Source organism: Capnocytophaga gingivalis ATCC 33624 (assembly GCF_000174755.1).
Taxonomy (GTDB): domain Bacteria; phylum Bacteroidota; class Bacteroidia; order Flavobacteriales; family Flavobacteriaceae; genus Capnocytophaga; species Capnocytophaga gingivalis.
Genome location: NZ_ACLQ01000010.1, coordinates 67771 through 94184, shown reverse-complemented (window position 1 = coordinate 94184; position 26414 = coordinate 67771). Strand labels below are relative to the sequence as shown.

The following is a 26414-nucleotide window of genomic DNA, read 5'->3' as shown; positions in this document are numbered from 1 at the left end:
GTATGCAAACTGCCTATATGGCTCGCATCACGGGGAGTTTTAGTATTATTGATTTTATTTAGGCATGTCACGCGAAACCCTTAGCCGTTTGTATTTTGCCTTATCCCAAAAAAAATGATATACCTCTCAGCAATATACATATTTTAGATGTATCTTTGCCCCGAATTTTAAAAAGAAAAAACAATGAAAAAATTAGTAGTATTGCTCACCCTTATCTACAGTGTAGCAGGGGTAGCACAGAACAAAAAAGAACTTTTTGTAGTAACCAATCATACTCAACTGGGGAATACAGGTGAAACTACAGGCTATTTTCTATCGGAAGTAACTCACCCCTTAGAAGTGCTTACAAAAGAATTGCAAAAATCACCTCTCCGCTTTGATGCTTCTAAATACACTACCCAGCAAGTAACACAAGGCGACCAAACCCTTACTGTACGTGCTTATGAGGGAATAGTATATGTAGCCAATCCGGTAGAAGAACAATACCAACAGTTCAATCTCTACATTCCGGAAGCCTACTTCAATGGCGGAACTATTAATGGCTTTAACGCTCAAACTGCCCCTATCTTTCTTCCCAATGGGGTAGGAGGCTATATGCCAGCTAAGCCGCTTTCGCTCACCGGAGGTAAGTTTAAAGATACGAATAATTCGCTCATTATGGCTCTTAGCAAAGGGTTTGTGGTTGCCTCACCTGGTGCGCGTGGGCGTACCTCGGCTACTGGTAAAGCTCCTGCTGTGATTGTAGACCTGAAAGCGGCAGTACGTTACCTCAAATACAACGATAAAGAAATACCAGGGGATGCCAACAAAATCATCTCCAATGGTACCAGTGCAGGAGGAGCCTCCTCTGCCCTCTTAGGAGCTTCGGGCGACCAAGCCGCTTACGAGCCTTACTTAAAGGAATTAGGTGCTGCCCCTGCTACTGATGCTATATTTGCCGTATCAGCCTACTGCCCTATCACCAACTTAGAGAATGCCGATAAAGCTTACGAATGGCAGTTTGGTAACCTCTCTCAGTATAAAACGATGGAGATTTCTATGCTTGATTACAACGTACAACGCACCTACAAAACGGGTACTTTTACCCCTGAGCAGTCCAAAGTTTCTGCTGACCTGAGAAAAGACTTCCCCGCTTACCTAAATAGCTTACAACTGAAAGACAGCAAAGGCAAACGCCTTACTCTGAATGCTAAAGGCGAAGGCAATTTTAAAGAATTGCTAAAACAAACAGTTATAGCTGCTGCTGAAAAAGCACAAAAAGAAGGTACTGATCTTAGTCAATATTCTTTCCTTACCCTTAGAAATGGTAAAGTTACGGCTATCAATTGGGAAGGCTACATCACTTATATGGAGCGACACAAAAGTCCTCCAGCCTTCGATGCCCTCGACCTAAGCACGGGAGAGAACCAACTCTTTGGCGATAGCACCACCGACAAAAAGCATTTCACCCCTTATGCTTTTAAGAACAGTATTGTAGAGAGCCAAATGGCAGATGCCCATATCGTAAAACTGATGAACCCTATGAGTTTTATAGGTAAAAAGAATGCTCATTTGCCCAAATATTGGCGCATACGCCACGGCGCTAAGGACAGTGATACCTCCGCTGCTATATCCTTAATCCTCGCTACGGCACTCCAAAATCACCACTACACTGTAGATTACGCCCTCCCTTGGGACAAACCCCATAGTGGCGATTACGACCTCGAAGAACTCTTCGATTGGGCTGAGAAAATTAGTAAATAAACCCATAAAATCCCTCGTGTAGTACCTGCTACACGGGGGATTCTTAGTTATTGAACTACCTATAATTCATTATAAAATTATATTGTGCAAAATTTATTTGTAAAAAATTTTGTTGTTTAAAATATTTGTTGTACTTTTGCCCCTGAAATCAAGAAGTGATGATAGAAGAAAACTTACAGTTAGGCGCTCAGGTATGCTTTCCGCTCTATGCGGCTTCGCGTAAGATTACACAGCAATACGCTAAGTATCTTACTCCCTTAGACCTTACCTATCCGCAGTATTTGGTACTTTTAGTACTCTGGGAAGAAGGCTCTCTCACGGTAAATGCTATAGGAGAAAGGCTCTACTTAGATAGTGGTACCCTTACCCCTTTGCTTAAGCGAATGGAAGCCAAAGAGTTGCTCACTCGTATCCGCTGCAAGAAGGACGAACGCATTATGTGGATCGCGCTGACTGAAAAGGGCCAACAGTTACAAGAAACCGTCAAAGACATTCCTTCGCGATTGAAAGAGTCAATAGCGCTTAGCGCTCAAGAATTAGAGACTCTTAGGACATTAGTATATAAAATCCTTAAGTAAAAATAAATAACAAAGTAAATAAAAAAGAATTAATATGACAGCACTGTACACAGCAGTGGCTACCGCTACCGGAGCCCCTAATAGAAAAGTAACTTCCGACAATGGCGTATTAAGCCTCGAACTTCGCTCTCCTAAAGCCTTAGGAGGCGCTAATGACGATTATACCAATCCAGAGCAACTCTTTGCAGCAGGGTATGCAGCTTGTTTTGATACCGCACTGAACTTGGTTATCAAACAAACTAAAGTAACCACAGGGGTGACTACTGTAACAGCCCATGCATCTATAGGAAAGCTTGATACTGGAGGTTTTATCTTTGCCGTAACCTTACAAGTGAATGTACCTGGGGTATCACTTGAGCAAGCCAAAGAACTTGCGGACAAAGCACACCAAGTATGTCCGTATTCTAACTCTACTCGTGGGAATATAGAAGTAACTACAGAAGTTAGTAATAATTAATTTAAAAATAAAACTATATGAATTTTTTAGAAATCGCACAAAAGAGATATACTACCAAAACATATCGCAATGAGAAGATAAGTGAGACTAAAATCAAGGAATTAGCAGAAATTCTCCGCTTAACTCCTTCTTCAGTAAATAGCCAGCCTTGGAAATTTGCTATCATAGGTGATGAAGCCCTCAAAGCCGACTTGGCAGGACATTCGTTTTTTAACGAACAGAAGATAAAAGAAGCTAGTCATTTAGTGGTTTTCTTTGCCAAAGACAATGTAGCCGAGTTTGAAGAGAATTTCAAGCAGGTAGCTCCTCAACCTATTCTAGATTTCTATGCAGGTATGAAAGCAGGTGATGAGAAAAACGCTAAAACTTGGTTCCAGAAGCAAGTGTATATTTCACTTGGTTTCTTCTTAGCGGCTTGTGGAGTAGAGGGCATTGATGCTACTCCTATGGAAGGCATTGATACTGCTTACTACACTGAAAAATTGCAAGTAGAAGGCTACAAAGCGGTACTTGCTGTAGCAGTAGGCTATCACAGTGAAGCTGACGGCAACCACCCAAGTAAGACTCCTAAGAAGAGACTTCCACTGGAAGAAGTAGTGGAAATTCGTTAATTTAGATTGTAATAGATAGACAATAACTAAACTCCCCGTAGTGAAAGCCGTATAGGCAGTTACTATAGGGAGTTTTTACTATTATTGGGCTTCTCGGGCAATTCTGATTTTTCTCAGCCATAAACCTACACCGAGATACAACAGACAAGGGATCATCCCTGAAACAGGAGAAATGAGTATCTCTCTACCCGCTTCAATGAGAATATGTTTGTCGTATATCAGGCTGTTGATGGTAGTATCCTCAACAGCGTGCATCCACACCCCAGGCCATATCGACTTGGTAAGGCGGAAAAGTTCGGTATATATCACCGTCCACGAGATACAGCACACCAATGCCACTACGCAAAAAGTAACCTTTTCGTAGGGAAACACAGCAAATAGCTGTTCGGGTTTTACAAAATAAAAGAAGTAAGGCCAATGCCACGAGCACCACACCACCCCTACAATCAGGTAGAGCCACACGTCTTTAATATGCAAACTGAGCAAACGAGCGGTAAGATACCCCCGCCACGACGATTCTTCAAAGAAATTCTTTACAAATTCGGCTACTACAAAAATACCAAAACCCGCAAAATAGTCCGTCCACCGGATTTGTACTTTTAGCCAGCCTAACAGCTCCCCTATAAGCAGGGTAAGGGTAATCACTGCAGGGTAAATAAGAGTTGCCACTCCATACCAACGCAGGTTTTTCTTGATAAGCGGACGCAACCCTGCATCACTCCAACCATCACCCATAAAAGCGCGCAACAAGAGCCAAGTAAGCAGGGGAGCCACTATAAAAATACCCATTCCAGTAGTACCATTATTAGTATCGCTGAAATCGCCTGTCGTTTCCCCCGTAAGCGAATCTACCCATACGCCCACCCAGCCACAACTGAGGGCTACGAGAATAAAAATACATAAATTCCTAATAGTTCGTGATTGATTCTTCATCTTTTAAAAATATTTGATTATCTTTGGCGCAAAATTACGGCGGTGCGCATCACTACACAATACTGAAAAATAACCATTTTGAAATGACAACCGATAAAAGCATAGAGGAAATAGCACAGGAATACATCCCCCACTTAAAAATCTTAGAACAAGCAGGGAGTTTTGCCGTTTTTCTGTTAGATAGATTCGGTCATTACTATTATGTAACCAAATATGTGGAAGATATTCAAGCATCTGATGAGCTCAATATTGAGAAATTAGTACATCCCGATGATTTAGAGGTAGTAAGACGAATTGATAAAAAAGTATGGGAGTTTTTGGACACGCTCCGCGAGGAAGAAAAGCTAACTTACAAATACATCTATGAAATGAGAGTCTTGGATAGAGGAAAGTATGTACGAATGATTTACCAAATGCGTATGTTAGCCTTTAAAGACGATAATTTTCTCGGAATGGGCATCATAGACCTTGCTCCCGAGCAATCGGCAAATACTTCTGTCCGTTTTCAGATAAAAAACTGCCTTACCGATGAGATTGTACCTTTTGCTATCGAAACTGCTACCGATACCCTGCTCACTCCACGCGAGAGAGAAATACTCGCCCTTGCCAAAGAAGGAATGTTCAGCAAAGAAATATCCGAAAAATTGAACATCAGTGTACATACTGTAAACCGCCACCGCCAAAACATCCTCGAAAAACTACAAGTAGATAATATGATTGAAGCCATAAGGTAGTAGCACGAGTCGTAACACGAGTCGTAGCACGACACGCAATAAGTAAAATTCACTCGGACTTATCCCTAAATGATGCTGTACAAAAAATATTCATTAATTATCTATTTATTGAAATGAATTTCGTATTTTTGTTGTGAATTTAAGGAAGGGAGATTTTTTTACTTAGATTCTTGTGTGTTTATATTTATTAACTAAATAGTTATGTTATGAAGAAAGTAATAAAAAAAATACTACTTACTATCCTTGTTATTTTCTTGCTCTTAACTATATTGCCCATAGCGTATTTCTTTATTTATGGGTTCTTCCTTGGGGGTGATATTAGTGAAGAAAAAGTAAATTACCTTAAAGCTAATAGTATAATATTACCGCCAGAATGCACAATCTCTGATACAGCATTATTTACAGAGGTTAATACACCTACGGTGTTTATGTTTGGTGAGATTCACGGATTTTCCAAGACACAGCTTTTTGACGCTCAACTCTTGATATACCTGAACAAAAAGTTTGGAGTTACGGATTATTTTAATGAATTTTTTACCGAAGATGCTGAACTTCTGAATCGATACCTAAATGCAGGTACTCCTGATGAAACGTTATTGAAACAACACTTTAACAATCTTAAAGAGAATATCCCGCAGCGCCAAACACAGGAGTATCTTGAAAAATGGAAGATACTTTACAACTATAATCAAACACTCCCCAAGGATCAAAAGATACGAGTTTATGGACTTTTAGGTAAACAAGAAGCCTTTAAGCACAATCGCGATAGTGTTATGATGAGTAATTTTGATTCAACTATTATCAAGCAGTTAGATAGTGTAACTGATACAAAAAGAAACTATTATTGCTCTTTGGGTAGTGGACATATCTATCAAGAAAAATACAACGAGAGAAAATGTTTTGCTGCTCTTCTAAAACAGAAAGATTATACAGTGATTTCGGTGATGCATCGTCCTTTCGATTCAGAAATGTATCTTCCAAAAGGGTTGGGTATGCCAACAAGCCCTAACGAGATGATTTCTTGGGCAAACTGCGATGGGCCTATCTTCTATTTCACAAATGCAGAAAATTTTAAAGAAGCCTCTGAAAATCCTTCAATAGTGCTTTACAAGCTCAACAGTAAAGATTCTCCTTATGCACACTGTCAAGATGTTGTTGGTTTCAAATCACCTATTAGTTTCCTTATGGGAAAGATAACGCCTGAGGAGGATAAATATACTACTGATTATTTTCAATATGTTTTAGTAACCAGAGGCTGGAAAGGTCCAAAATTACCATAGTAAGTCTTTGTAGCTACAAAAAATAAACTCCCCGTGTGATACATACATATGGGGAGTTTTATTCTCTAACGAATGAGTTTTACTTGGTGCGTTATTAAAGTTTTCATTTGGGTAATAGCAGTTTTATTGAGCTCAAGCAAACGGTCAGCTTGTGAAAGACCTTGCCTAATAAGCAAAGCGTTTATACTCTCTAAATTGCTCAGTACTACTAACTGCTCTAAAGTTGCCTCATCGCGGATATTTCCTTCTTTATTAGGGTGTGCATCTCGCCATTCTTTAGCTGTGATACCGAATAAAGCGATATTTAGCAAATCAGCTTCATCAGCATAGATATATTGCATCTGTTTTTTAGTAACTTCTTTGGGAATAAGGTTCTCTTTTATCGCATCAGTATGGATATGATAATTGACCTTGGCGAGGGTGCGTTGTAGATTCCATTCCAGCTTTAAGCGGCTATTTTCTTCTTCTTTAAGGCGTTGAAATTCTTTGATAAGAAATATCTTAAACTGAGGGCTAATCCACATACCAAATTCAAAAGCTATATCAGGGTGGGCATAAGTCCCTCCATATCTACCTGTTGTTGCTCTTAGTCCTATCGCATTGGTCTTTTCAACCCATTCTTTTACACTGATTTTGTAACTATTAAGTCCCGCTTGACTTTTAATTATGGCGAATTCGCCATAATTAAAATCGGGATTATACACACTTTCCCAAATCCCCAAATACTCTACCGTATTTCTGTTACGCAACCAATCAGAGATAAAAAAATCACCGTCTTTAGCTTTCAGCATATCAGTAAGAGAAATATATTCTTTCCCCTTATTTTCAATGATAGTTATTTCATTTCCTTGTACATTTATCTTTTTGTTCTTTGCCATAATTAAAAGTTTTGAAAGCACAAAGATAGAGGAAAATTTAAAAAAACTACACTTCTCTGTAACAATTATTTGACAAAAATTGTTTATCTTTGCTGGGTATAAAACTAAAAATAAGAATTACAAATGAAAAACATTGAGTTAAACAACGGGGTACAAATGCCCCTCTTGGGCTATGGTGTATACCAAGTAGACCCTAAAGAATGTGAGCGTTGCGTAAGTGATGCTATTTCGGTAGGCTACCGAATGATTGACACTGCCCAAATCTACAAAAATGAAGAGGGCGTAGGCAATGCTATTAAGAAAAGTGGTATCCCCCGCAAAGAATTCTTTATCGTTACCAAAGTGTGGGTAAGCAATGCAGGTTATGAAAAGGCAAAAGCCTCTATCGAGACCTCTTTGCGCAAACTACAAACTGATTATATTGATTTGCTACTCGTTCACCAGCCTTTTGGTGATTATTATGGCTCTTATCGCGCTATGGAAGAAGCCTACAAAGAGGGCAAAGTGCGTGCTATTGGCGTCAGCAATTTTTATGCCGATAGATACCTCGATTTGGCATACCACTGCGAGATAAAACCTGCTGTAAACCAAATGGAAACTCACGTATTCTACCAACAGCAAGACCTCCAAGAGCTAATGAAGAAATACGACACCAAACTAATGTCGTGGGGACCTTTTGCCGAAGGTAAAAACGATTTCTTTGCCAATCCTACGCTCAATGCTATTGGAGAAAAGTATCACAAAAGCGCTGCCCAAGTAGCTTTGCGCTATCTCTTGCAACGTGATATTATCTGCATTCCTAAGTCGGTGCGCAAAGAGCGTATGGAACAGAACCTTAATGTATTTAACTTTAATCTGCCTAAAGATGATATGGCGAAGATTGAAGCTCTTGATACCAAGCAAACGCTGTTCTTCTCTCACCGAGATCCTGCTTTTGTAGAGATGATACTACAATATGGTAGATAGACCGTAGTGTGACAAGACCATAAAATCCCCATGAGCTATCATAACTCATGGGGATTTTTAATTAACTTATGACAAATCTGCTAATTGGCAAATTATGATTATCTTTGCACAAAATATATCATCCTATGCATACCGATAATTTTGATATTCTTGCCCAACTGATTGATAGGCGCCTTGCCCAAGTAAAGGATGAGGCAGCAAGAGCTTTGCTTTTCTTTCCTATACAAATCTTACAACGCAAGAAGGATATAGCAGGGTTGCCCCAGAATGCTCATGTCATTAAGCTATATCAGGTGAAGGATAGCCAAGACCTTCTAAAGAAAAGAGCTGAAATCACACGGTTATGCGAGCTTTTTGAGGCGCGTGCTATGCTGAACCTTAATCCTAAGAGCTACAAAGAGGTAGCCTTTGGGATGCTAAAGAAACTTTCAGAACTCCTCTCTCAGGAGGCTTATCCTGCTGTAGACAAACTATTAAGCTCGTGTATCAACAGCGCAGGAGTAGGAAGTAAAGAACTCAAAAAGTATTGGATTATAGATGTAGATGAGGTAAACGAACCAGCACCTGTGATAGCTACTATCCAAGAACAATTGACAAGTACGAACCCTATAGGTGAGGAAAAGCTTGTGAGCATAGTGCCTTCTAAAAGTGGGGTTCACCTCATTACCCACCCTTTTGATACAAACGGAGTGTGTTTTGCGGACATTATAGAAATAAAGAAAGATTGCTTAACAAATTTGCTTATTTGCTAAATCATGAGAAAAGTATTCATTATTCTAAGCGCCTTGAATATCCTTGTAGGATGTTCTCGAGATCAAAAAGAAGAACCTGCTGTCAAAGAAAAAGACGTCTGGGAATTGGTTTGGGAAGACGATTTCAACCGCGATGATATCTTCTCCACGGGTATATGGTCGAAAATATGGGGTTGCCCTACTTCGACTGCCGATTGGTGCAAGACGATGAATCATGACCCCAGTTTGTTTGAGATAAAGGACGGCAACCTTATCCTCTTGGGCAAGCCCCGTACAGACCCAGCCAAGCACAAAACACCCTATATCACCGGAGGAGTAACCACCCAAGGAAAGAAGTATTTCGAGAAAGGACGCTTGGAGATCCGTTGTAAGCTCGAAGCTACCCAAGGGGCATGGCCTTCCCTGTGGATGGTCCCCGATGCGCCTTGGCCTACAGGGGGTGAGATAGACATCGTAGAGCGACTCAACTACGAGCCTTTTGTACACCATTCGCTGCACTCTACTTATACACAAGCAGGAAAAAAAGACAAATCTAAGCGTACTCCCCCAAGCACCGCTACCGCTCCTATCAACCCCGATGATTACAATATCTATGCGGTAGAGCTCGATACCGATGAGGTGCGTTTTTATGTAAATGGCAAGCAAACATTCAGCTATGCGCGCGTCCCTGGGAAAGAGAGTGAAGGACAGTTTCCTTTTGCTCGCCCCTATATGTTGCGCATCGATATGCAATTAGGAGGCAGTTGGGTAGGTGAAGTAAAACCTTTTACCGACCCCGTGAGAATGTATGTAGACTGGGTACGGTTTTATCAAAAGAAATAACGACTATTCTCCTATGAATCCACCGATTACAGATATGGCTGCTTTGGGGCGGCAGCTCCGTTGTCCTGAAGGGGCTTTGGCACAAGAGGTAGCCGACTATATTTTTGCTTCCAACGAATATATGATTCGCCAGACGATTGATAGGCTCTTCCTCACATCGGGGGAGCGGATCTTGGAGGTAGGCTTTGGCAATGGAGGGCATCTCCCTTATCTCTTTGCCCAAGGTGATAACCTTCACTATACTGGTATAGAACGCTCTGAAGAGATGCTCTTACGTGCAAGAGAGCAATACATGCCGCTTATCGAGCAAGGAAAGGCGGTTTTTTTAAAAGCAACAGAAGGAGCGATGCCGAGACTTCCGGAAGAAGCATTTGAAGTGTTTTTTTCGGTCAATACGTATTATTTTATCCAAGACCTCAGGGGGTACTTTGAGAGGCTCTATCCTATGCTTACCCGTGGAGGAAGGCTTGCCTTGGGGTATATAGACAAAGATTTTGGAGAGCGTATGCCCTTTACCAAGGAAGTCTTCACCTTTTATACCAATGAGCAGATAGGACAATGGCTGCTTGAAGTGGGTTTTTCTTCCTTTGGAATCACCTCCTATACCGAAGAAATTTTCAGTAAAAATGGGCGCACAGTTACCAGACCCTTTCATATAGCAATGGCAATAAAATAAAGAAGACTACCTCCTGAAAAGGGGGTAGCCTTCTTCTACAAACAAAAAAACTATATTCTTCTTTCTCTCTCCTGAGCATCGACTACGGCAAAGGTAGTGAGATTCACCATTTCATCTACACTGGCATTCATCAGGGTGATGTGTATAGGTTTGGAGAGACCTAAGATGATAGGTCCTATAGAGCTAATTCCTTCGGATTCCTTCATGATCTTATAGGTGATATTGGCCGATTCCAAGTTAGGGAATATAAGCACATTAGCAGGCTTTCCATTGAGTTTGGAGAAAGGGAAAGCGGCTGCCATTTTTTCTGGATTCAAGGCTACATCCACCTGTACTTCTCCATCTACGATAAGGTCTGGGTAGTTCTTGTGTAGGTAAGCCACTGTCTTGGACAGTTTTTGGGTACTTTCTGAAGGGGCAGAGCCAAAGTTAGAATAGGAGAGTAGCGCAATGGCAGGCTCCAATCCGAACATTTTTGCTTTTTCAGCTACGGCCAAGGAGATGGATATCAAGTCCTCAGACGATGGATTAGGGTTCATCGTGGTATCAGAGAGGAACAAAGGACCTCGCTTAGTGATAAGGATACTGGTGGCGGCGATACGGCTGAATCCTTCTTCTTTTTCTACCAAGTCCAAGATAGGGCGAATTACCTGAGGGTAAGAACGAGAGTATCCTGTGATCATAGCATCGGCCTGACCTGTATTGACAAGCATGGCGCCAAAGTAGTTACGCTCGCGCATAAGGCGGCGGGCATTGATCTGGGTAATTCCCTTGCGTTGGCGTTTTTTCCAATAGATATCGGCGAACGAATGACGGCGCTGGGTTTCTTCATCGCTCTTAGGGTCAATGATCTGCAAGTCGGCCTCGAAACCAAGTTCTTCCATATAGCCAAGGATAACATCCTTACGACCGAGGAGTACAGGAATAGCGATACCCTCTTGGTATACACGTTGGGCAGCCTTGAGCACTTCCAAGATATCGGCTTCTGGGAATACCACACGTTTTGGATTCTGGCGGGCACGCTCCTGAAGGACACGGATTTCGCGATTGCTACCACCGAGCCTGTCCATAAGCTGTTCTCGGTAAGCATCCCAGTCAGTGATAGGCTTTTGAGCCACTCCTGTTTCTATAGCTGCTTTGGCGATAGCAGGCGGTACTTCATAGATAAGGCGAGGGTCGAAAGGTTTAGGGATGATATATTCTTTTCCGAAAGTGAGGTTTACCCCATATACCAAATTGACCTGATCAGGTACTGTTTTCTTAGCCAGATCCGCCAAGGCATGTACCGCAGCGATCTTCATTTCCTCATTGATCTTGGTAGCACGTACGTCCAAGGCACCGCGGAAGATGAAGGGGAACCCAAGGACATTGTTCACCTGGTTAGGAGTATCCGAACGGCCAGTAGCCATGATGATATCTTTACGAGTCTGGATAGCCAAGTCATAGGCAATCTCAGGAGTAGGGTTGGCCATAGCAAAAACGATAGGATCCTTCGCCATGCTAAGGAGCATTTCGGGGCTTACCACATTTCCTTTAGAAAGTCCGATAAAGACATCCGAATCCTTCATGGCTTCTTCTAAGGTGTGAAGGTCACGATCGGTGGCGAACTCTGCCTTGAGGGCATCCAAGGAAGGATTGTCCTTGCGGATAACCCCCTTGCTGTCGCACATCACGATATTCTTAGGGTCAGCTCCTAAAGCGATATAAAGACGGGTACAAGAAATGGCCGCTGCTCCAGCACCATTGACCACGATTTTTACTTTGTGGATATCCTTGCCAACGATTTCCAAAGCATTCTTAAGCGCTGCAGCCGAGATAATAGCAGTTCCGTGCTGGTCGTCATGCATCACTGGAATATCCAATTCTTCCTTGAGACGGCGCTCGATTTCGAAGGCCTCAGGTGACTTGATATCCTCAAGGTTGATCCCTCCGAAGGTAGGGGCAATGGCTTTTACTGTATTGACAAAAGCATCTACATCGGTAGTATCCACTTCGATATCGAAGACATCGATATCTGCAAAAATCTTAAAGAGCAAGCCCTTACCCTCCATTACAGGCTTGGCAGCATCAGCCCCTATGTTTCCCAATCCCAACACAGCAGTACCGTTGGAGATCACCGCTACAAGGTTCCCTTTGTTGGTATATCGGTAGGCATCATTCTTGTTTGCTTCGATAGCCAAGCAAGGTTCAGCCACCCCAGGGGAGTAGGCTAAGGAGAGGTCATACTGCGAGGCATGTTTCTTGGTAGGCACTACGGCTATCTTCCCAGGTTGGGGGAACTCATGATAGTCTAAGGCATCTTTCTTGTTATCTTTCATCTGAAATATTTTTATCAAAGTTGCTTTTTCAAAAGTGCAAAAGTACGAAATAAATGAGTAATGGTCAATGATTAATGATTAATTTTTTGCTAAGAGGGAATGTATATAGGAGATATTGCATTTTAAACATTTTATTAGTGGTTGATATACAATCGCTTATAATTGTTTTTTTCTCTTTAGTACTCTCAATAAGATAGTTAGAAAGAGGCTAAAGAGGGAATGAAAAGTGAAGAAGAGAGAATAGGCTGCTCAAATCATCTTTGAGCAGCCTATTAATTTTTTTAGGCTATGAGAATAGTCCTTTTATTTTCCCCAGAAAGCCTTTTTTCTTTCCTAAGAGGGCTTCTATTTCTGCTTTGGTATCTATACGGATATTCATATAGTGTCCGTCCAATTTTTGGATTTTCTCTTTTGGGAGTCGCTCTAAGAAGGTTTGGTAATCTACATCGCCCATGGAGGTAAATTGTTCTTCTTTGGGGAGATTGGGGTCGTAGTCTCCAATGTTCACACGCCACTCTTTGACATCTTCTTGGGAGAGGTTGTACTTGGTGATGTCGATAAACGGAGGGTACTCATAGGGAAGTATACTCTGTACCGTTTTGGTAAGGACATATATTCCTATGATTTCATCTTTGTCATTTTGCATAAAAATAGGGCGTGCGATGTATATATCCTCATGCTGGAGCTGTGCTGCTACAAAATCATCAAAAGCCTTTACTTTATCCTCGGCGGACTGGATTTGATGGATGTTTTCTTCTGTGAGGAAGATAGGACGTTTTACCCCAAAGATGAAGTGTCCTTCACGACTTTTGTTAAAGGATTTTATTCCAAATTCTATATCATGGCGATAGTCATAGGTGATATTGTTGCCCTCATATTCTTCTCCCTCTTCATCGGTAACCGATACGCCGAAATGGCTTGCCAACCTTTCGATGAAGGAGAGTGCCCCATGCCAGTCGGCCGAGGTGCTGGGGGTGAAGACACGCACATCATAGGAGTGATTCTCGTCAGAGTAACTACACTCAAAGCCACGACCACTGATGCCTTCTTGCCCCAGTAGCATGTGGCCAAATTCGTTCAAGGGCATTTGCATGACCTCATCAAGTTCTTCATCATCCTCTCTGAGGGCGAATTGTCTAAAATTACCTCCTACGAGGTCTAAGAGTTCCTCGGTGCTCATCACTTTGGGAGCTTCAGGGTTTTGAATGTAAAAAGTACGACTCATAGAATTTTGAGTTTTAAGTTTTTAATTTTGAGTTAGTTATTAATCATTTAACTACAACCATTTTTTCTTTTTAAAATAGAGGAGCATAGCGATGGTAATTACTATCATCACACCCCAGCAGGCAGGGTAAGCCCACGGGTAGTGTAGCTCAGGCATATGTTCGAAGTTCATTCCGTACACCCCTACAATAAAGGTTAGCGGGATGAAGATGGTCGAGATCAGGGTCAGAAGGCGCATGATGTTGTTCATCTTGTTGCTCATAGCTCCCATATAGGTATCGGTAAGTCCCCAAAGGATATCCCTATAGGAGGCGAGGGTTTCTGCTATCTGGATAATATGGTCATTGAGATCTCTGAAATAGGGCTTGCATCCCTCTTGTATAAGCATATGGTTGTTTCGCTCTATACGGCTGATGACCTCACGAGCCGGAACGATGGATTTCTGAAGAAAGGTAGCCTTCTTCTTCAGGAGTTGTATTTCCGAGATCATATCCTCCCGTGGACGAGCGATAATCTCGTCCTCCATAGATTCAATGGTATCGCTAACCCTATCCACAATCGCCAAGTAGTTGTCCACGATGCTATCCAAAAGTCCAAAGAGGAGGTAATCTGCCGAGGACTTTCTCAGCAAGCTCTCTGGCTGTTGTAGGAGCTTGCGTATAGGGTCGAAGACATCTCCTCCTTCTGACTCCTGAAAGGAGATGAGGTAGTTGTGTCCCAAAAGCAGCGCCAAGTGCTCAGCGGTAAGCTGTCCTTCTTGGTGGTAGATCATCTTGATAATCACCAAGAGATGTTCCTCAAGGAGTTCTACCTTGGGGCGGTGCTGGGTGTCGAGCACATCTTCCAAGAGTAGGTTGTTCAGATGGGTATAGGCTCCTATTTTGCGTATTTCCTCTATATTGTTTAGCCCGTTGATGTTGATCCAAGTGATACATCCCTCATTGATAAAGGACAGTGCCTCTTGGGCAGATCCTACTTTCTGGGTATAGAAAGAGCTATCAGAGTAGGAGATGATATCTATATCGATGAGTTTCTCCTTTTCTCCGAAATATACCAAGCTCCCTGGAGGGAGCCCTATTTTCTTCGCTCTATTGGCTTTTCTTTTTTTACTCATTATCAGTTGTCAGTGAATAGAGGTCAGTTGTCATTAACCATTAATCATTGTTCATTGCTTCTTCTATTGCATTGTCAAAGAGGTTTGTTAGTGAGATACCCGCAGCTTTAGCCTGTTGAGGGAGGATACTATTCTTGGTTAGTCCAGGAGTGGTGTTCATCTCCAATAGGTGAGGTACCCCCCCGACAAGGATATATTCACTACGGCTGAATCCCTTCATTTGTAATAGGTTATAGACCCTTAGGGCGACTTCTTCTACTTTCTTTCTTTCCTCTTCACTTAGGCGAGCAGGGGTGATTTCTTTGCTTTTACCCTGGTATTTCGCTTCATAGTCGAAGAAATCATTTTCGGATACAATCTCAGTGATGGGTAACACTCGTTTTTTGCCATGGTAGGTAATCACTCCTACAGAGACTTCGGTTCCCTTGAGGAATTCCTCAATGATTACCTCGGTATCCACCTCGAAAGCCTTTTCTATAGCCTGATCAATATCCTTTTCGTCGTAAGCCTTGAAGACTCCTATGCTACTGCCAGATCGGTTGGCCTTGACAAAGCAAGGTAAGCCTACTGTTTTGATAATCTCGCGAGTGGAGAAAGGTTCTCCTTGGTTCAGGTAATAAGCCTTTGCCCGAGGGATACCATAAGGCTTGAGCACCGAGAGCATATCTCGCTTGTTGAAAGTCAGTGCTGAAGCATACATGCTACAGCCAGTAATAGGTACACCCACCAGAGCAAAGTACGCCTGTAAGTTGCCATCCTCCCCAGGGGTTCCATGGATGGCATTGAAAGCACAATCGAAGGTGATTTTCTTCCCCTCTAGGGTCAGAGAGAAATCATTCTTATCTACCAGAATTTCTTGACCAAGGGTGTCGGTATATACCCATTTTTCTTTGGTAATCAGGATGCGGTAAGCTGTGTATTTGCTCTTGTCCAAGTACTCAGCTACAGTGGCAGCACTTTGGAGAGAAACGGCAGCTTCTTGGGAGAAACCTCCCATAAGTATGGCGATATTTTTCATGGTATGCTTAGAAATTTGTCTTTTAATCAATCTAAATAGCGGGGCAAATGTACGAAAAATCTTTTAAAGAAAAAACAAATTAGGACGCCTATTTGTCCCTATTCACCCTGCTTGTAAGGGGCGGTTAAAAAAGAAATTGATATAGTGAATAATGAGGATTCCTCCGCGGAAAGCCATCCAGACAAAGAAGGTCAGCCAGATTCCGCTCAGCCCCCATTCCAGCAGCGATTGGGTGACATAGAAGGTAGGGAAGAAGCCTAAGAAGGTAGCGATGATAAAGGCATTTCTTAGGATGGCAGTAAAGCCCATACTCTTATAGATACCATCGAAAAGGAAGGTGATGGCATTGAGAGGCTGCATGAGTACCACAATCCAGAAGGTTTCGAAGAAGAGTAACTGCACGTCCTTGTTCTTGGTCATAAAGATTCCTATTTGATGGTAGAATAGGAAGTATACTAAAAGGATAGCCATTCCAATGGTTAGTACTATATAGAACAAGTCCTTTACCAAGTTGCGTATGGTCTGGTACTGCTGGGTACTATAGAGCCGTCCAGAGAGTAAGCCGCCCGCATTGCAATAGCCGTCAAAGAGAAAGACTGAAAACAGCCAAACTTGATTTAAGATGGTATGGGTGGCAACAATGGTACTGTCCTCACCCCCGCCTAACTTTGTGGCACTGAGGAAAGAGAAGTAAAGTACCCCTTGTAGTAAGGATGAGCGTATGATTAGGTCGAAGCTCATGCGCAAGCTCTGGAAGAACTTAGGGTGTAGCGACCTAGTGAGGATAAAGCGGTAAGGGGTTCTCTCATAGAGGAAGTATAAGGATACGGCAAACATGACCCCTTGTGCCAATAGGCTCGCCCAAGCCAATCCCTTGATATCCCAATGGAGGACAAAGACGAAAATATAGTTGAATACCAAGTTGATAACCCCGCCTAAGATACTGATATACATAGACCAAGAGGTGTTCTGCATCCCTCGGAAGATACTGTGTATAGTCAGGGTTAGCAGGGTAAAGGGGAATCCCCACACACGGATGCGAAAGTAATCCAAGCAATAATCCAAGAGGATGCCATCGGCATCGTAGAAATTGGTTAGGATCACCTCACTGTTGAAAAACGCGAAGATAGAGCACAACAGCGAGAGCCCCAAGGAAAGGGTAAGGATCTGTGCTACTAAGCTCTTGAGCTGGTTGAGCTTCTCCTGCCCATAAGCATAGGCTACTTGTGAGGTGATGGCACGACTGCTCTGAATGAATATCCATACCAAGGAGGTCAGAAAAGAAGAAACGATGCCCACTGCCCCGAGGACTTCCTTTGTATTCAGGGCGATATGTCCAGCCATGATCGTATCAGTAAGCGATATAAGCGGTTCTATCACACCAGAAACAAGGGCGGGCAACGCCAAGCGGTTGATTTCTGTAATAGATATTCGTTTCAAAAAATATGGATTTGGCTAATGAACACAAATAGCACCACAAAGTTACGTTATTTTTAGGACATACCCAAAGAAAGTATAAAGTTTTATTTTTTATATAGTGAGCAGTGAATGGTGAGCATAGTTATGTCCTGATAAAAGCGATTATCCCCTACGCTGGAACAGATCATATACTCACTTGTATGTATTCAGCGACTTTAGCTCGTACCTACCATAAAGAGGGCTTTTAGCTCTTTATTGGAGAATTTGGTAAAAAATCGTAATTTTGTAACCCCTTTTGAAAATCATAAAAATACATGCAAACCAATATATCTATTACAGGGATGGGGAGTATCTCCCCTTTGGGAGCGGATAGAGCCAACATCTGGAGGCAATATCTCTTAGACAAACCGCTGCTGGTAGGGCAAAGGGTAGGGGAGGAGCTGCTTCCCGTGGGGAGATTGCAGGAAGAAAGCCATGCCTTGGTCAGAGAAATACGACAAGAAAACGCCCGATATAGAAGTGTAGATCCTACGGTACTCTATGCACTATATGCCTCGCGGCAGGCCTTGCAGGAGGCAGGTTGGGAGCAGGGTAAGGACTTTGGGGTCAATATAGGTTCTTCTCGAGGAGCGACAACCCTCTTTGAAGAGTATCACCAGAGTTTTCTCGAGCAGGGTAAGTGTGCCCCCTTGGCCTCGCCTACTACTTCTTTAGGCAATATTGCTTCTTGGGTGATGCAGGATGCCAAAGGGCAAGGAGCGGCTATCTCTCACTCTATCACTTGCTCCACAGCACTACATGCCTTGCTCAATGGTATCGCTTGGCTTCATGCAGATATGGCGGAGGGCTTCCTTGTGGGTGGGAGTGAAGCACCACTGACACCCTTTACGCTATCTCAGATGAAGGCCCTGAAGATTTATGGTTCTTTGAGTGATTCCTACCCCTGCCAACCCCTGCTCTTAGAGAAACTTAAGAATACTATGGTACTGGGAGAAGGAAGTGCCGTTTTTGCTATAGAGAAAGGGGTGCGACCCAACGCTTTGGCGATTGTCAAGGGGATAGGCTATGCTACCGAAGCCATCACCCACCCTGTGGCCATCTCTGCCCAAGCGGAAGCCCTGCAGCTAAGTATGCAACAGGCTTTGCAGGGAGTAGCCCCAGCTGAGGTGGATGTGGTGATTCCTCATGCTACGGGAACCATCAAGGGGGATGAGGCCGAGTACCATGCCCTCAGGGAGGTTTTTGGACAGGACTTGCCACGACTTACCTCCAACAAATGGAAGATCGGGCACACCTTTGCTGCCAGTGGTGCCTTAGCTATCGAGATGGCGGTACTCATGCTCCAGAATCAGCAGTTTTTGCCACTACCTTATCTGAAGAAAGAGGCAGAAGCTCCTCTTAGGAATATACTTATCAATGCAACAGGCTTTGGAGGAAATGCCGTGAGTGTACTTATAGGCTTGCCTTACTGAGGTGAAAAATAGTCGAGAAAATATTGACCATTCTCCATTAATTTTGTACTTTTGCACCAACGAAAATATTTTAAAAAATGTTACAATACAAGAGAAGTAGTGAATTATTTCACCAGGCACAACAGGTGCTTCCTGGAGGGGTCAACTCCCCCGTGCGTGCTTTCAATGCGGTAGGAGGAAATCCTGTATTTGTAGAATATGCCAAGGGAGCTTACCTATATGATGCTGATGGGAATAAGCTCATCGACTATATAGCCTCCTGGGGACCTCTGCTCTTTGGTCATGCCTATGCTCCTGTTATCGAAGCGGTAACCGAGCGCGCCAAGCGCGGTACGTCCTTTGGGATGCCTACCGAAGTAGAGACAGAAATTGCTCAAAAAGCCCTTTCTATGGTGCCCCATGTGGAGAAAATTCGATTTGTCAATAGTGGTACCGAGGCGTGTATGAGTGCTATTCGCTTGGCACGAGGCTATACTCAGCGAGAAAAGATTATCAAGTTTGCCGGTTGTTATCATGGTCATTCAGATTCCTTCCTTATTGCCGCCGGAAGTGGCGCCACTACCTTTGGAGTTCCTAACAGTCCAGGGGTGACACAAGGAACAGCTAAGGATACTTTACTGGCTACCTACAATGATATTGATTCCGTAAAGCAACTCTTTGCGGCACACCCCAAGCAGATCGCTGCACTTATTATAGAGCCTATAGCAGGGAATATGGGCTGTGTATTGCCAAAAGAAGGGTTCTTGGAAGCGCTACGAGCACTATGTGACCAAGAGGGTACTCTTCTTATCTTAGATGAGGTGATGACCGGTTTCCGTTTGGCCAAGGGAGGAGCTCAAGAGGCACTTGGGATTCGGGCGGATATTGTTACCTTTGGGAAAGTAATAGGTGGTGGATTGCCTGTGGCTGCTTTTGCAGCACGCAATGAGATTATGGATCACTTGGCGCCCTTAGGAGCAGTGTATCAAGCAGGGACACTCAGTGGAAACCCCTTAGCGATGAGTGCAGGACTGGCCATGCTTACCGAGATAGAGAAGCGCTCTGACGTATTTGAGAGCTTAGGCAAGAAGACAGCCTATCTGCACGAAGGCTTGGATAGGGTACTTACCCAGGCGGGAATCCCCCATCAGATCAATCGTTTTGGCTCCATGTGTTCGGTATTCTTTACCGAAGAACCTGTAACCGATTTTGCTTCAGCACAGCGTGCGGATCACCAGCGTTTCAAGAAGTATTTCCATGCGATGCTCTCCCGAGGGATCTATCTTCCCCCCAGTGGTTACGAAAGTTACTTCCTCAACGATGCCCTTTCCTACGCCGACTTGGATACAACCATCCAAGCCCTGGCGGATGCCTTGGAGAAAGGGGAAATCTGAAAAACAGTGAGCAGTGAGCAGTGAACGGAGAGCAGAGAGCAGTTGTCAGGATGTTATGACAGTTGCTCTCTGTTTTTTGTTTCTATTCATGTAAGTAGGGTTCACTTTCTCCACTCTCGGAGAGAGACGGCTTAGAACTCACTATTTTATGGTTGTCTATTTAGATTGATTATAAAAGAATATAATTTTCTTAAAAAACCAGAAAAAAATTCGTCAGTCTCGTGAAAAATCGTAAATTTGGCCTAAAAATAAAAACTCAAATTTATGCGAATCAAAATAAGCATTTGCTTACTGTTTTCCCTTCTGGGGATGATTCACACTTTTGCACAAGAGAAGTCCATCAGTGGGACCGTTAAGAACTCACAGGGCTTACCACAGCAAGGAGTCGTCGTTTCTCTCAAGGGGGATTCCTCACGTACTACCCAGACCGATGCTAAGGGAGGGTATACGATTTTAGCCAAAAGTACTGACATTTTGGTATTTTCCTCTTTGGGAATGGCAACCATAGAGCGAACAGTAGGGGAGGCAACCACGATAGATGTGGTGATGTCTTCTTCCACAGCCAAGACAACCTCTACCCCTTCCACCACAGGAGAAGCGGTAGCACGTACCAATGTACGAGGCCCTTCTTCCATCTATGGGGAGAGCAAGCCGCTATGGGTGGTAGATGGGATCATTTTGGACGATGGGGTAGAGCTCAGCCCAGATGCCCTCTCCTCTTCGGATGCCAAAACCCTTATTGCCTCAGCTTTGGGGGGACTATCTTCTGATGATATTGATACCTTCCGTGTGCTCAAGGATGCTTCAGCTACTTCCATCTATGGGCCTCGTGCCATAGCAGGGGTAGTGGTAGTCAATACCCGCAAAGGGTCTAAGGGCACCAATAGCATTTCCTATACCAATGAATCTACCTTTAGGCTCATTCCTTCCTATAACAACTTCAATATCATGAACTCCCAAGACCAAATGGATGTCTTCATGGAGATGATGAGGCGAGGAAATATTACCTATAAAGAGATGGGAAACCGCCGTCACTATGGAGAGATAGGCCGTATGTATGCCCTACTCAATACTGCAACTCCTTCTGGTTATGGTCTTGCCAATACAAACGAAGCTAAAGAAGCTTTCTTAAGAGCTGCTGAGATGCGCAATACTGACTGGTTTTCCCGACTTTTTCAAACAAGCATTCTACAAAGCCATTCGGTAAGTATCTCCACCGGTACCGACAAAGCTTCTTACTATGCTTCTGTGGGAATTATCAATGACCCAGGATGGATGCGCTTTTCTAACTATAATAGGTATACAGCCAACATTAACGCAAACTATAAGCTTAGTAAGAGCGTTTCCTTCAACTTAATTGCCAATGGTTCTTATCGTGAGAATAAGACTCCTGGTTCTGTAGATGGCGTATCCGGAAAGGTGTCCTCAGCTTTCTCACTGAATCCTTATTCGTATGCACTAAACGCTTCTCGTACTATGGATCCAGACGCTGTCTATCGTTATCGCTTTGCGCCCTTGAATATCTTTGAGGAAATGGAGAATAACTATACCAATACTCATATAGGAGATATCAAGATACAAGGGCAGCTCTCTTGGAAAATCTCTCCTAAGGTGACTGCTGTCGGGTTGGCGGCTATTCGCTACCAGAATATTTCTCAAGAGCTGAACCAAACTGAAAGATCGAACTTGGCCAGAGCTTATAGAGCGATGGACAATGTTACCATGATCACTAACAATACCTACCTCTATGAAGACCCTTATGACGATTTCGATGTAAAGCGTACCGTACTTCCTGAAGGAGGAATTCGTGAAAAGAGTGAAAGTATCCTCAATGGTAAGGACTTCCGTGGTACGATAGACTATAGGGATGCTTTCTCAGGAGGTATTCACAAGATACAAGTATTGGGAGGTGCTGAGACCAGTGACATCTACCGCAACAAGGACTGGAACCAGAACTTAGGTTTGTTATACGAATTGGGCGATATGTCCTACTTCTCCTATGAGGCCTTCAAGCAGATGCAGGAGAATAAAACCAACTACTACACCCTTACCCGTACCACTACACGCAATGTAGCTTTCTTCTCCAACGCAATGTATTCCTATAAGGACAAATATATCTTCAACGGGACTCTCCGTACCGATGCCTCCAACAAGTTCGGTGCTTCTCACTATATCCGCTGGATGCCTACATGGAACCTTGCTCTCACTTGGAATATCTCTCAGGAAAAATTCTTCCCTAAGCTCAAGCCTATTTCAGCTCTTTCTTTCAAAGGATCTTTTGGGATGACCCCTGAGAGTCCTTCAGTGAGCAACTCCTTGGCCAAGATTATAGGGGAGCGTCCATGGCGTAGTGCAGATCGCTTCCAAGAAACCGCTTTGCGTATCAGCGAAGCTGCCAACCATGATCTTACCTATGAGAAAAAAGAAGAGCTAAACCTTGGGGTACAGATGGGGCTTTTCAAGAACCGAATCAACCTTGCCTTGGACTGGTATACTCGTAACAACTACGACCTTATAGGGCGTGTACCTTCACAAGGGCTTAATGGAACTGTAATTCGTTCAGGCAACGTAGCTGCGATGCGCTCCTCAGGAGTGGATTTGAGTCTCCAGACTAAGAACCTTACCATAGGAGACTTCTCCTGGGTAACTACCTTCGTCTATGCCCGAAATGACAATAAAATCACCAAACTCTATGTAGAGGCCACCATCGAGGATATGGTCAAGGGAACGGGCTTCTCCAAGGAAGGCTACCCAGTGGGCTCTATCTTCTCTATTCCTTTCCGCGGACTCAACAGTGAGGGACTTCCTACCTTTGCCGACTCCAATGGTAACACCACTATAGACGGACTTCGCCTTGATCAGCGAGACAACTTGGACTTCTTAAAATATTCAGGAACTACCCGCCCTACCGATGTGGGAAGCTTGGGGAACCTATTCAAGTACAAAGGAATATCTCTTAATATACTCCTTACCTACTCTTTTGGAAATGTATTGCGCTTACCAGCTTCTTTCAAACATTCATATATTAACGACTCTCCTACCTCACCCAGTGATATGGTTGCAATGCCAAAAGAGTTCAAAAATCGCTGGATGCAACCAGGAGATGAGAACAGAACGAATATCCCTGCTATTGCTTCTGCTTATCAGCTCTATGCAACCCCTACCTTGGAGTATGCCTATACCGCTTATAACTATTCCGATGTACGTATCGCCAAGGGAGATTTCATTCGCTTGAAAGAGATTTCTCTCGCCTATGACTTTGATAAAGAAACGCTTCGTGATATGAAAATCAAGCGCCTAAGTTTCAAACTACAAGGAACAAACCTTTTCTTACTCTATGCTGATAAGAAGCTTAACGGAGCTGATCCGGAGTTTTCGGCAAGTAGCTCTTTCATCCCTACGCCTAAGCAGCTTACTTTCAGTATACGTGTAGGACTATAACCTAAAAAATATTCACATGAGAAGAAATAAAATTCCATTGATACTAATGCTACTACTGAGTGTGGTGGCCTGTGACAAATATTTGGATAAAGACCCCGATAGTAGGGTGACAGTCGATAGTGCGGATAAAGTGCAGAAGCTCTTGGTCAGTGCCTATCCTACCTCGACCCCAGCGGTAGTTACCGAATTTTCCTCGGATAATATAGACGATATAGGTGCAACCAATGCCAAGACACTTTCTTTTATCGAAGAGCTTGTCTATTGGCATAAGGATATGCATGAATATAAGTATATAGATGGCTTGCGTACTCTATGGGAAGACCATTATGGCGCTATCTATCATGCCAATACCGCCTTGGAAGCTATCACAAAGCTGGGTGATTCTCCTCAGCTGAGAGCAGCTAAGGGAGAAGCCTTAGTGGCACGAGCTTATGCTCATTTTGTCTTGGTAAACCTTTTTGGTAAACCCTATAATGCCCAGACAAGTACAACAGACCTTGGAGTACCTTATATAGATTTTCCAATCAATAACTTCAGAGCAGAACGTCCTCGTAATACCGTAGCAGAGGTATATCAGTATATAGAAAAAGACCTTACAGAAGGGCTTCCTTTGCTTGATGATACTTACTATAAAGTACCTAAGATGCATTTTAATAAAAAAGCAGCCTATGCTTTTGCCGCTCGTTTCTATCTGTATTATACTAAATGGGCTAAGGCAGAGGAGATGGCTACTGAGGTATTAGGAGATACTCCTACCAACTTGCGTAACTGGATTGCCTTCCAAGCTTTGGGGAACAATGACCCTCATGCCAAGGAATACACCCGTGAAGGGGTAGAGGCAAATCTTATGCTCGCCTCTGTATCTTCCTATGCTCGCCGCTTTATCGATGGACAGACAGTAGGTCGCTTTGCACACTCCAGAGGTACTGCTGTAAGAGAGACCTTCCGCGATGCGAATAATCTTTGGACTAATAACTACAAGGATAAACAATATGAGTCCTTCCGTGTAGATGCCAGCAAGTATATCTATACCAAATATCCTACCTATACAGGTAATAATACCCAGATTGTCCTTTTTACTACGGATGAGACCCTACTGGTTCGTGCGGAAGCTCGCATTCTTCAGAAAAACTATACAGGAGCGGTTGCGGACTTGAACCTTTTTGCTAAGGCCTACTTTATGGATGAGCCTCAGTTCACCATGAGTCAGATTGTTTCTGGATACCAAAATATCCCCTATTCAAGCTATGATCCTACCTCTAAACTGAGTCACGCCACCCAGAAGAAGCGACTTTCTCCAGAATTCACTATAGATAATGATCAGGAAAATCTTTTGCACTTCCTTTTACAATGTCGTAGGTTACTCACCCTTGGCGAGGGCTTGCGCTGGTATGATATTCGCCGCTATGGCATAGAAATTCACCGCCACCAGATGGATATAGACGGGAATGCTCACATAGTGGAGGTACTTACTAAGGAAGATAACCGACGTACCCTGCCTATCCCTGTGGATGTAGCAGCAGCCGGAATGACACAAAACCCAAGATAAAATGATTTCAGTATGAAGAAAATATGTATAATTCCATTCCTTGCGCTCTTTCTTTTCTCTTGTCAGAAGGACAATCCAGATAAAGACAATAGTGTGGTGCAACTTACCACAAAGGAGCAAGCCAAAAACCAATCTGAATTAGATAGGTATATCAATCAAAAACTGACCATCCCCTACAATGTAAATATCAACTACCGATATCCTGAGAACGATATCAATAGAAACCAATTTACCTATGTAACGCCTCCTTCTACTCAAAAGGCATTGGAGATGGTGAACCTCATAGACTATATGTACTACCAACCTTACTCCAAGGTAGTGCCTAAGAAGTTCATGGAGGAATATGTAACCAAACAAATTACGTTGATAGGGTCCTATGCCTATGCACGTGAAGGGGGAACCTATAATGGGTTGGCGACCGCAGGGATACGCCTGGAACTGCTGGGGGTCAACTATATAGAACCCAATACTCATGATGATAGTAAGCGTAAGGATATGGATAACAACCTGCTAAGGCTTATCTACCATGAGACTTCTCATATATTGGAACAAAACAAGCAAATACCTCCTGAGTATGAGAAGCTCTGTGCGGCAGAGTATAAGGGGGGATCTTGGACAAGATCCTGGAATCTCAATACTCAAAACTATCTCAAGTCAGGCTTTATCAGTCCCTATTCTAGTGATAATGTGCATGAGGACTTTGTTGAGTTCATCGCTCACTATATTGTATTCTATCAGAAAAACCAGTGTGGATGTGAAACGACAGATGCTACTGCCGATACTGATGGAGATGGCTTGGATGATGCTGCCTACACAGCTTGGAAGACTCAGATACTCAAAAGAGGCTTTATATGGGAAGAAGCACTTGCTACGGCTGATGGTAAAAATAAGACCGATGCCCAGTACACAGGAAAGGAAATCCTCTTGAAAAAGTTAGAAATTGTTAAGAATTACTTCAGCCAAGAGTTTGGTGTGGATTTAGAAAAACTTCGCAAAGAAGTACAAGCCCACCATGTAAACCTTCCTAATTTGAATTTTTCAACTTACAATTGGTAA

At 43.2% G+C, this 26414-nt stretch carries 22 protein-coding genes; 15 read left to right on the top strand and 7 right to left on the bottom strand.

Annotated features, from left to right (window positions below; translation table 11 throughout):
* Positions 1-183: 183 nt before the first annotated feature.
* From CAPGI0001_RS03035 to CAPGI0001_RS03020, 4 genes are all read left to right on the top strand, one after another.
* Complete coding sequence (locus CAPGI0001_RS03035; protein ID WP_002666920.1) at positions 184-1743, top strand: subtype B tannase; 1560 nt, start codon at positions 184-186, stop codon at positions 1741-1743.
* 158 nt (positions 1744-1901) lie between these two features.
* Positions 1902-2321, top strand: a complete 420-nt coding sequence (locus CAPGI0001_RS03030) for a MarR family winged helix-turn-helix transcriptional regulator (RefSeq protein ID WP_002666421.1) — start codon at positions 1902-1904, stop codon at positions 2319-2321.
* Between the two features lie 34 nt (positions 2322-2355).
* Complete coding sequence (locus CAPGI0001_RS03025; RefSeq protein WP_002666559.1) at positions 2356-2778, top strand: organic hydroperoxide resistance protein; 423 nt, start codon at positions 2356-2358, stop codon at positions 2776-2778.
* Between the two features lie 17 nt (positions 2779-2795).
* Complete coding sequence (locus tag CAPGI0001_RS03020; RefSeq protein WP_002666668.1) at positions 2796-3389, top strand: nitroreductase family protein; 594 nt, start codon at positions 2796-2798, stop codon at positions 3387-3389.
* Between the two features lie 81 nt (positions 3390-3470).
* Here the strand turns inward: CAPGI0001_RS03020 and CAPGI0001_RS03015 are convergent, their stop codons facing one another.
* Entirely contained in the window at positions 3471-4322 is an 852-nt protein-coding gene (locus CAPGI0001_RS03015; protein ID WP_002666454.1) for a CPBP family intramembrane glutamic endopeptidase, read from the bottom strand.
* 83 nt (positions 4323-4405) lie between these two features.
* Here CAPGI0001_RS03015 and CAPGI0001_RS03010 point away from each other — a divergent pair, with 83 nt between their 5' ends.
* Positions 4406-5056, top strand: coding sequence for a helix-turn-helix transcriptional regulator (locus CAPGI0001_RS03010; protein WP_002666574.1), 651 nt, complete (start codon positions 4406-4408; stop codon positions 5054-5056).
* A gap of 206 nt (positions 5057-5262) precedes the next feature.
* A complete protein-coding gene (locus tag CAPGI0001_RS03005) occupies positions 5263-6336 on the top strand; it encodes a TraB/GumN family protein (protein ID WP_002666600.1) in 1074 nt (357 codons plus the stop codon).
* A gap of 65 nt (positions 6337-6401) precedes the next feature.
* Here the strand turns inward: CAPGI0001_RS03005 and CAPGI0001_RS03000 are convergent, their stop codons facing one another.
* Entirely contained in the window at positions 6402-7214 is an 813-nt protein-coding gene (locus tag CAPGI0001_RS03000) for a KilA-N domain-containing protein (RefSeq protein WP_002666733.1), read from the bottom strand.
* A 123-nt stretch (positions 7215-7337) separates the two neighbouring features.
* Between CAPGI0001_RS03000 and CAPGI0001_RS02995 the strand changes: the two genes are divergently transcribed.
* The 4 genes from CAPGI0001_RS02995 (at position 7338) to CAPGI0001_RS02980 (ending at position 10430) form a co-directional block, all read left to right on the top strand.
* Positions 7338-8180: an aldo/keto reductase gene (locus CAPGI0001_RS02995; protein ID WP_002666902.1), complete on the top strand. Its 843-nt coding sequence runs from the start codon at positions 7338-7340 to the stop codon at positions 8178-8180.
* 125 nt (positions 8181-8305) lie between these two features.
* Positions 8306-8932, top strand: coding sequence for a hypothetical protein (locus CAPGI0001_RS02990; protein WP_002666506.1), 627 nt, complete (start codon positions 8306-8308; stop codon positions 8930-8932).
* Positions 8933-8935: 3 nt separating this feature from the next.
* Positions 8936-9754 (top strand): glycoside hydrolase family 16 protein, encoded by an 819-nt coding sequence (locus tag CAPGI0001_RS02985; protein ID WP_002666469.1) that lies wholly within the window; start codon positions 8936-8938, stop codon positions 9752-9754.
* A gap of 13 nt (positions 9755-9767) precedes the next feature.
* The gene (locus tag CAPGI0001_RS02980) at positions 9768-10430 is read left to right on the top strand and encodes a class I SAM-dependent methyltransferase (protein ID WP_002666865.1); all 663 of its coding nucleotides are present in this window, start codon (positions 9768-9770) and stop codon (positions 10428-10430) included.
* Between the two features lie 50 nt (positions 10431-10480).
* Here the strand turns inward: CAPGI0001_RS02980 and CAPGI0001_RS02975 are convergent, their stop codons facing one another.
* The 5 genes from CAPGI0001_RS02975 to CAPGI0001_RS02955 form a co-directional block, all read right to left on the bottom strand.
* Complete coding sequence (locus CAPGI0001_RS02975; RefSeq protein WP_002666683.1) at positions 10481-12748, bottom strand: NADP-dependent malic enzyme; 2268 nt, start codon at positions 12746-12748, stop codon at positions 10481-10483.
* Positions 12749-13034: 286 nt separating this feature from the next.
* Entirely contained in the window at positions 13035-13973 is a 939-nt protein-coding gene (locus CAPGI0001_RS02970; RefSeq protein ID WP_002666844.1) for a DUF4299 family protein, read from the bottom strand.
* A 51-nt stretch (positions 13974-14024) separates the two neighbouring features.
* Positions 14025-15086: a magnesium/cobalt transporter CorA gene (corA, locus tag CAPGI0001_RS02965; protein WP_002666670.1), complete on the bottom strand. Its 1062-nt coding sequence runs from the start codon at positions 15084-15086 to the stop codon at positions 14025-14027.
* A gap of 40 nt (positions 15087-15126) precedes the next feature.
* Complete coding sequence (locus CAPGI0001_RS02960; RefSeq protein WP_002666504.1) at positions 15127-16104, bottom strand: D-alanine--D-alanine ligase; 978 nt, start codon at positions 16102-16104, stop codon at positions 15127-15129.
* Between the two features lie 102 nt (positions 16105-16206).
* Positions 16207-17544: an MATE family efflux transporter gene (locus CAPGI0001_RS02955; protein ID WP_002666916.1), complete on the bottom strand. Its 1338-nt coding sequence runs from the start codon at positions 17542-17544 to the stop codon at positions 16207-16209.
* 293 nt (positions 17545-17837) lie between these two features.
* Here CAPGI0001_RS02955 and CAPGI0001_RS02950 point away from each other — a divergent pair, with 293 nt between their 5' ends.
* From CAPGI0001_RS02950 to CAPGI0001_RS02930, 5 genes are all read left to right on the top strand, one after another.
* The gene (locus CAPGI0001_RS02950; RefSeq protein WP_002666790.1) at positions 17838-18995 is read left to right on the top strand and encodes a beta-ketoacyl synthase N-terminal-like domain-containing protein; all 1158 of its coding nucleotides are present in this window, start codon (positions 17838-17840) and stop codon (positions 18993-18995) included.
* A 77-nt stretch (positions 18996-19072) separates the two neighbouring features.
* Positions 19073-20368: a glutamate-1-semialdehyde 2,1-aminomutase gene (gene hemL, locus CAPGI0001_RS02945; protein WP_002666856.1), complete on the top strand. Its 1296-nt coding sequence runs from the start codon at positions 19073-19075 to the stop codon at positions 20366-20368.
* 264 nt (positions 20369-20632) lie between these two features.
* Positions 20633-23809 carry a SusC/RagA family TonB-linked outer membrane protein gene (locus CAPGI0001_RS02940; RefSeq protein ID WP_002666903.1) on the top strand — a complete coding sequence of 1059 codons (3177 nt, stop codon included), beginning with the start codon at positions 20633-20635 and terminating at the stop codon, positions 23807-23809.
* Between the two features lie 16 nt (positions 23810-23825).
* The gene (locus CAPGI0001_RS02935; protein ID WP_002666589.1) at positions 23826-25358 is read left to right on the top strand and encodes a RagB/SusD family nutrient uptake outer membrane protein; all 1533 of its coding nucleotides are present in this window, start codon (positions 23826-23828) and stop codon (positions 25356-25358) included.
* Between the two features lie 12 nt (positions 25359-25370).
* The gene (locus CAPGI0001_RS02930) at positions 25371-26414 is read left to right on the top strand and encodes a substrate import-associated zinc metallohydrolase lipoprotein (RefSeq protein WP_002666428.1); all 1044 of its coding nucleotides are present in this window, start codon (positions 25371-25373) and stop codon (positions 26412-26414) included.